Annotated in this window: 6 protein-coding genes and 1 pseudogene; 3 read left to right on the top strand and 4 right to left on the bottom strand. The window is 72.7% G+C overall.

Annotation, left to right across the window (positions count from 1 at the left end; all coding sequences use genetic code 11):
- A pseudogene (locus H5J29_RS14855) lies at positions 1-673 on the bottom strand (FAD-dependent monooxygenase); the annotation flags it as partial.
- A gap of 58 nt (positions 674-731) precedes the next feature.
- A complete protein-coding gene (locus H5J29_RS14860) occupies positions 732-1,949 on the bottom strand; it encodes an FAD-dependent monooxygenase (protein ID WP_181781551.1) in 1,218 nt (405 codons plus the stop codon).
- A 240-nt stretch (positions 1,950-2,189) separates the two neighbouring features.
- On the opposite strand from H5J29_RS14860, the gene H5J29_RS14865 reads away from it, so the two are divergent.
- On the top strand, positions 2,190-3,548 hold the full coding sequence (locus H5J29_RS14865; protein ID WP_181781552.1) for a UDP-glucose dehydrogenase family protein: 1,359 nt from the start codon (positions 2,190-2,192) through the stop codon (positions 3,546-3,548).
- Positions 3,545-4,849 (top strand): lipopolysaccharide biosynthesis protein, encoded by a 1,305-nt coding sequence (locus H5J29_RS14870; RefSeq protein ID WP_181781553.1) that lies wholly within the window; start codon positions 3,545-3,547, stop codon positions 4,847-4,849. Before H5J29_RS14865 ends, H5J29_RS14870 begins: the two co-directional genes overlap by 4 nt.
- On the opposite strand, the gene H5J29_RS14875 is transcribed toward H5J29_RS14870, so the two are convergent.
- Positions 4,839-5,729, bottom strand: coding sequence for an ATP-grasp fold amidoligase family protein (locus H5J29_RS14875; protein WP_181781554.1), 891 nt, complete (start codon positions 5,727-5,729; stop codon positions 4,839-4,841). The two genes, H5J29_RS14870 and H5J29_RS14875, sit on opposite strands and share 11 nt — an antisense overlap.
- 188 nt (positions 5,730-5,917) lie before the next feature.
- On the opposite strand from H5J29_RS14875, the gene H5J29_RS14880 reads away from it, so the two are divergent.
- Positions 5,918-6,868 (top strand): glycosyltransferase family 2 protein, encoded by a 951-nt coding sequence (locus H5J29_RS14880; RefSeq protein ID WP_181781555.1) that lies wholly within the window; start codon positions 5,918-5,920, stop codon positions 6,866-6,868.
- Between the two features lie 50 nt (positions 6,869-6,918).
- Here H5J29_RS14880 and H5J29_RS14885 read toward each other — a convergent pair.
- Positions 6,919-7,307 (bottom strand): sensor histidine kinase (locus H5J29_RS14885; protein ID WP_181781556.1); only part of this gene is annotated, 389 nt, incomplete at its 5' end.

Raw genomic sequence — 7,307 nt, forward strand, 5'->3', positions numbered from 1 at the left:
GCGCCACCCCGGCGTCGACGTCCTCGCCGTCGAGCCCGAGCCCCTGCCAGGTCTCGGGGCTGCACTCGACGATGCAGGTGCTCGTCCCGCCCGTCGACGGGTAGGCGTAGAACCAGATCCAGCCCGCCTCCGTGCGCTCGAAGGCGAACGTGAACCGCGGCAGGTACCGCTCCGTGCCGAGCCAGATGTAGCGGTTGCGGCCGGGGGTGACGGTCGTGCCGAACCCCCCCGCGGCGCGGATCCGGCTGCCCGCCCCGTCGGCCGCGACGACCAGGTCCGCCTCGGTGCCCAGCTCCGCCGGGTCGTCGACGGGGGTCTCCCAACGCAGCCGGACGCCGAGCTCGAGGGCCCGCCGGACCAGGATGTCCAACAGCGCGGCCCGGCCCATCGAGTAGCCGTACTTGCCGCCGATGTGCACCGGCTCGGACCCGCCGATCCGCACGACCTGGTCCGCCCACAGGATCGCCGCGGACCGGATCGCCCGCCCGCTCTCGGGGTCCTGGCGGTACAGGTCGTCGAGGAGGTCCTCGCCGAACGTGATGCCCCAGCCGTGGGTGGCCCCCGGCGCGTTGCGCTCCCGGACCTCGACCTCGACCGCCGGATCCGCCAGCTTGGCCAGCACCGCCGAGTAGAGACCGGCCGGGCCACCTCCGACGCACAGGACCTTCCGCACCCGCTGTCCTCCCGCTGCCACGACTCGTAGAACGACCGCGGAAGCATACGGACACGCGTCAGGGCGCCACGCGCTCCCCACGCCGGACCGCGCGGGCGGTGCGGCGCACCCGCGTCATCCCCTGCCGGACCTTGCGCAGACCGGCGACCTGGGTGGCCAGGTGGACGCCGTAGCGCCAGGACTCCGAGTGGTCGCCGCGGCGGTCCAGCAGCTCGTAGGCGAACCGGACGGGATCGGACCCCTCCAGCAGCTCGGGGAGCCGTTCGAACCAGGTCATGCTGCGGGCGGCCTCGACCTGGATGCGGTCGACCTCCTGCCTGCGGACCGCGTCGTAGCCCGCCAGCGCGCCCGCCGGGTCGTCGTGGAAGAGGGCACGGGACTCGGCGAGGCGGATCGCGTCCTGCACCGCGAGCGTCGTACCGGACCCGATGGCGAAGTGCGTGGTGTGCGCGGCGTCCCCGGCCAGCACGACGGAGCCGTCGACCCAGCCCGCGGTGCGGACGTGCCGGAAGGTCAGCCAGGGCGCCGCCGCGGAGGCCCGGCCGGGTGGGCGCAGCAGCGTGCGGCCGCCGAGGTGGCGGGCGAAGACGCCGTCGAGCAGACGCAGGCCCGCATCGACGTCCAGGGTGTCCAGGCCCAGACCCGACCAGGTCTCGGGGGTGCACTCGACGATGCACGTGCTGGTCCCGCCGCTGGACGGGTACCCGTGGAACCAGATCCAGCCCGCGTCGGTCCGCTCGAAGGCGAACGTGAACGCCTCGAGCGGGCTCTCGGTGCCCAGCCAGGCGTAGCGGTTGCGACCGGAGGTCACCGTGGTGCGGAAGTCGTGCACCGCCCGCACCCGGCTGCCCGCCCCGTCCGCCCCGACGACGACGTCCGCCTCGTCGCCGATGCCCGCCAGGTCCGCGTCGGCGAGCTCGGTGCCCCACCGCATCCGCACGCCGAGCTCCTCAGCCCGCGCCGTGAGGATCTCCAGCATCCGGGTCCGCCCCATGCTGAAGCCGTACCGCCCGCCCAGGTACACCGGCTCGGCCCCGCCGACCCGGACGACCTGGCGGCTCCAGACCGTCGCCGCGTCCCGCAGGGTGCGGGCGCTCTCCGGGTCGTTGCGGTAGAGGTCGTCGAGCAGGCTCTCGCCGAACACCACGCCCCAGCCGTGGGTGTCGCCCGGCGCGTAGCGCTCCAGCACCTCGACCTCCGCGTCCGGCTCGCGGAGCGCGGCCAGGATCGCGGAGTACAGGCCGGCGGGGCCTCCGCCCACACACAGCGTCTTCACGACCAGCTCCTTCGTCCGAACGGGGTGACCCGGTGCCGTCATTCTGTCCAACACCGTGTTCGTTTGCCGGATTCGACCGGTTCGATGAACACCTGGCAACGATGGGGTGACCGGCCGTCGCCCGCCACTCGGCGTACCGGCGACCCCGCGGGGCGCGCAGGCGGACCGCCGCGGGCTGCACTAGCGTCGTCCGGGTCCGGCCGGTCGTTGGTGGGGCAGCAACGAGATGCAGGGGGCAACGTGTTCGCTCGGACGGTCGCCGTCGTCGGAACCGGGTACGTGGGGCTCACGACCGGCGCGTGCCTCGCCTCGCTCGGCCACCGCGTCGTGTGCGCGGACATCGACGAGGACAAGGTCGCGGCGCTGTCCCGCGGCGAGATCACGATCCGCGAGCCCGGCCTCGCGGACCTGGTGGCCGAGGGCGTCGCCGCCGGGAGGCTGTCGTTCGTCGTCGGCGCGGCGCAGGCGCTCAAGGAGCTCGAGGGCGAGGGCAAGCCGGTCGAGGTCCTGTTCCTCTGCGTGCCGACGCCGATGGGCGTGGGCGGGGTCGCGGACCTCTCCGCCGTCGAGGCCGTGGTCGAGGAGGTCCGGGACGCCATGCCCCCGGGCTGCGTGGTCGTGAACAAGTCCACCGTGCCGGTCGGCACCGCGGACCGCACCGCCGAGCTGCTCGCCCGCCCGGACGTGCAGGTCGCCAGCAACCCCGAGTTCCTCCGCGAGGGCTCCGCGGTGCACGACTTCCTGCACCCGGACCGGATCGTCGTCGGCTCGAACTCCTCGCAGGACGCGGCCGAGCGGGTCGCGGCGCTCTACGCGCGGCTCGGCGCACCCACGGTGCTCACCGACGCCGCCAGCGCCGAGATGATCAAGTACGCCGCGAACTGCTTCCTCGCGATGAAGCTCTCCTACGTCAACGCGCTGGCCGAGCTGTGCGAGCGGGTGGACGCGGACGTCTCCGACGTCACCGAGGGGATGGGCTACGACCGCCGCATCGGGCAGGCCTTCCTCTCCCCCGGCCCCGGCTGGGGCGGGTCCTGCCTGCCCAAGGACACCCACGCGCTGCTGCAGGTCGCGGATTCGGCGGACTTCGAGTTCCGGCTGGTCCGCGCGTCGATCGACACCAACACCCGACAGTTCAGCCGCATGGTCGACAAGGTGCGGCTGGCCGTCACCGGCTCCCGCAACGGCTCGCTGACCCGGGTCCGGCTGGCGCTGTTCGGGCTCACCTTCAAGGCGGGCACCGACGACCTGCGGGACTCCCCCGCCCTCGGGGTGGCCGCGCTGCTGCGCCAGGCAGGCGCCGATCTCGTGGCGTACGACCCGGGTGTCGCGGTGGACTCACCCGCCGCCCGGACGCTCGACTCCCACCTGCTGACCCTGGTCGGCGACCCGTACGAGGCCGCGGCGGGCGCCGAGGCCGTCGTCGTGCTCACCGAGTGGCCCGAGTTCCGGGCCCTCGACTGGGCGCGGGTGGCCGAGTCGACCACCGGCGGCACGGTCGTGGACACCCGGAACCTGCTCGACCCCGCCGTCATCCGCCGCGCCGGTCTGTCCTGGACCGGCGTCGGCCGCCCGACGACGGTGGCCGCCGCCCGATGACGGGAGCCCCGGCCGGCGTCCGGGGTCGGCTCTCCGGGCTCCGCAGGGAGCTGTCCGTCCCGCTGTTCCGCAACACCTACGCGTTGATGCTGAACACGGTCCTGAACTCCGGGTTCGGCCTGCTCTACTGGGTCGTCGCGGCCCGCACGTACCCCGAGGCGGAGGTCGGCCGCGGCAACGCGCTGACCTCGCTGATGCTGCTGGTCTCGGTGCTGACCCAGCTGAACGTCGGCCAGGCGCTGGTCCGTTTCCTGCCGCGCGCGGGCACCGGGTCGCAGCGGCTGGTGCTCGGCGCCTACGGCGTGTCGACGGCGTTCGGCGTGCTCGGCGCGGGCGGGGTCGCCGCCTACTGCCACCTGCTGCGCCCCGAGGGCGATCCCCTGCACATGTCGTGGGGGTTCGGGCTGTGGTTCGTGGCCTCGACGGTGCTGTGGTCGCTGTTCACCCTGCAGGACTCGGTCCTCACCGGGCTGCGCGAGTCGCTGTGGATCCCGGTGGAGAACGGGCTCTACGGGGTGCTCAAGCTGGTCGTGCTGGTCGCGGTGGCGCAGACCGCGGTGAGCGACGGGGTCTTCACCTCGTGGACGCTGCCGGTGCTCGGCCTGATCGTGCCGGTCGCCCTGCTGATCTTCCGCCGGCTGCTGCCGCGGCACGTCGCCGCGACACGGGAGGTCGAGGAACCGGTCGACCGGCGGGTGCTCGGCCGGTACATGGCGGGCGACTACGCGGGCCAGGTGTTCAGCCAGGCCTCGTCGTCGTTCCTGCCGGTGCTCGTCGTGGCCCTGCTCGGGCCGGCGAGCGGCGCCTACTTCCTGCCCGCCCAGACGGTGTTCGTCGCGATCAACCTGCTCACGCTGAGCATCACGTCGTCGCTGGTCGCGGAGGCGGCGCGGGATCCGGAGCACGCGCACCTGCACGCCCGCGCGGTCGTCCGCCGGATCGCCGTGACGGTGCTGCCGGGCGCCCTGGTCCTCGGGCTCGCCGCCCCGTGGGTGCTCCAGCTCTACGGCGACGCGTACCGCGCCAATGCCACGCTGCTGCTGCAGCTGTTCATGGCGTCGATCCTGCCGCGGGTCGTGGTCTCGCTGTTCATGACGCTCAACCGCCTCCGGAACCGGACCGGGGTGCTCGCCGGCCTGCAGCTCGTGCAGTCCGCGGCGCTGATCGGCGGTGTGGTCGCGCTGTACCCGACCCTGGGGCTCGACGCGGTGGGCTGGGTGACCCTCGGCGTCGAGCTGGTGCTCGCCGCGGTGGTGGCGCCCTCGGTGGTGCGGTGGCTCCGGCGCGGTACTAGCTCCTGACGAACCGCTCCGGGACCGGAGTGCCGGTGCGCCACATCTCCCCCAGCGCGAGGTCGAACTCCCGGGGCTGCAGCCGCACGAGCCCGCCACCCGGGTTGTGCGTGATCTCCCCGAAGAAGATCCTTCCCTCCACGTTGTACAGATCAATTCGGACGAACGCGAAATCCTTGCTGAGCGCGCGCGCCACCTCGAGCATCTCCGGGTAGTTGTCCGGGCGTTCCGGCAACCGTTCGGCGAATGCGAAACGACCGCTCACCGCGAATTCGCGCCATTCCGGCGTGAGCATCGTGGAGGTGTGGCCGGTGAACCGATCCTGGTCCACCACGACCATGCCCGGCTCGCCGTGGAACATGAAGAACTTGTAGTCCGTCGGGGCCGCCCCTCCGGGGGTCCCGATGAACTCCTCGACTACGGCGCGTGGCTGCAGTCCACGATAGGGGGACTCCCGCCAGCCGTGCCGGTAGAAGTCCGTGCGCAGCCACCGGCGCACGGTCTCGCGGATCGCGGCGCGGTCGGCGGCGGTCGGGTCCGGCAGCAGGATCGTCATGTCGCAGCCGTGCGTCCCCTTGATCACGCAGGGCCCCGGCAACGCGTCGAAGTCCAGGTCAGCGGCGTCCGTGAGCAGGGAGTACAGCGGGATGAGGATCTGCTCGCCGACCTTGTCGGCCACGTGGGCGCGCACCTCGTACTTGTCCGACGTGCGGTGCACCAGCTCGCTCTGCGGCTCGAGGTTCTTCGCCGCCAGCAGCTGCGACCAGGTCCGCGGCCTGCGCAGGCTGGTGAGCTCGCCCTGGAAGAGGGCGTGCTTGGCGAGGGCGAACGGCCGGTCGGGGAGGAACCGCAGCCGCCGGGCCAGCAACACCCGAGCGTCGATCGTCATCCGGCAGACGATAGCCGACATCCGGATTGTGGCCGTGCCCACCCCGGACGAGAAACACGCACGGTCACAAAATAGGCACGAAATCACCCACATTCAGGTTTTACGGCCCTGCGGCGAGTCCTGCCGCGCGCGATCACAGCGACGTTGCTAGTGTGTGAATCGTGTTACGGGAATCCGCCGTCGTATCGGTGATCACGCCCGCGTACAACGTCGGCGCGTGGATCGGTGAGGCCATCGACTCGGTGCGCGCCCAGACCGAGGGGCGCTTCGAGTACGTCGTCGTGGACGACGGCTCCACGGACGACACGGCGGACATCATCCGGTCCCGAGCCGCCGTGGATCCCCGGATCCGGCTGATCTCCTCGCCGAACGCCGGCTCCGGCGCCGCCCGCAACCTCGGGATCGCGGACACCACCGCCCCCTTCGTCGCGTTCCTCGACGGGGACGACCGCTGGCACCCGGACTTCCTCCGCAGGCTGCTGCACACGATCACCACGGCGTCGGGCCCGATCGGGGCGGCCTTCTGCCACACCCGCGTGATGTTGGAGAGCGGTCGCGTCGTCGGGCCGCGCTGGCAGCCCACCGGCGCCTGCGACATGGACCGCTTCCTGGCCGAGAACAACCCCACCCACAACGGCAGCTCGCTCGTGATCCGGCGCAGCTGCTTCGACGAGGTCGGGGTCTTCGACACCACCATCTCCAGCGCCGTCGACCTCGAGATGTGGCTGCGGATCGGCGCCTGGTCCTCCACCCCCCTGTTCTGGGGGGTGCGGAGGTACCACGTGGACATGCGGCTGATGCGCACCGGGAGCATCAGCTCGAACCGCACCGCGCGCTACGAGTCGCTGGACAAGCTGCTCACCGAGTACGCGCCGATGATGACACGGCTCCCCGCCGGGCTCGCCTACGTCCAGCCCGCCGTCTTCGCCTACCGCGACGGGCACGACGACATCGCCGACCGTTGGGCGGCCGTCGCGCTGAGCGCGGGCGCCGGGAGGCTGGCCCGCAACCGCTGGGGGCAGGCCCTGCTGGCCTGGCACCGCAGCGGGCCCACGGCCCGCGCCCGGATGCGGTCGGCCCGCGAGGGCGCCCGCCAGGGCGTCTACGGCAGCCTGTCGAGGGTCCTCCCCGTCACCTGAGCTGCGCGGTATGGAGCCATGACCGTCGTGCTCGACCCCGTGATCGACGGTCATGCCTCCATGCTGCGGGTGGGGAGGTGGACGGTCACGGTGAGGCCGCCGCCGGGGACCGGGTCGGCGCGCACCTCGCCGCCGTGGGCGGCGACCACCGCCCGCACGATGGACAGACCCAGGCCCGAGCCGGGGGCCACCCCCGTGCGCGGGACCGGGCCGCGGCGGAAGGGCTCGAACAGCTCGTCGACGGCCTCGGCGTCGACCGGGGTGCCGCTGGAGGAGATCCGCAGCTCCCCCGGCGCGGTGGACACCTCGACCCAGCCCCCGTCGACGTTGTGCCGCACGGCGTTCTCCACCAGGTTGCCCGCCACCCGCTCCAGCAGCGCCGGGTCGCCGAGGACCGGAGCCGGTCCGCCGGTGACCGTGACCCGCAGTCCCCGTCCCG

This window comes from Pseudonocardia pini (assembly GCF_013870575.1).
In the GTDB taxonomy this organism is placed as follows: domain Bacteria; phylum Actinomycetota; class Actinomycetes; order Mycobacteriales; family Pseudonocardiaceae; genus Pseudonocardia; species Pseudonocardia pini.

Excerpts from the sequence above, each read along its gene's own strand:
- H5J29_RS14870 (WP_181781553.1), top strand. The coding sequence starts at position 3,545 with ATGACGGGAGCCCCGGCCGGCGTCCGGGGTCGGCTCTCCGGGCTCCGC.
- H5J29_RS14875 (WP_181781554.1), bottom strand. The coding sequence starts at position 5,729 with ATGACGATCGACGCTCGGGTGTTGCTGGCCCGGCGGCTGCGGTTCCTC.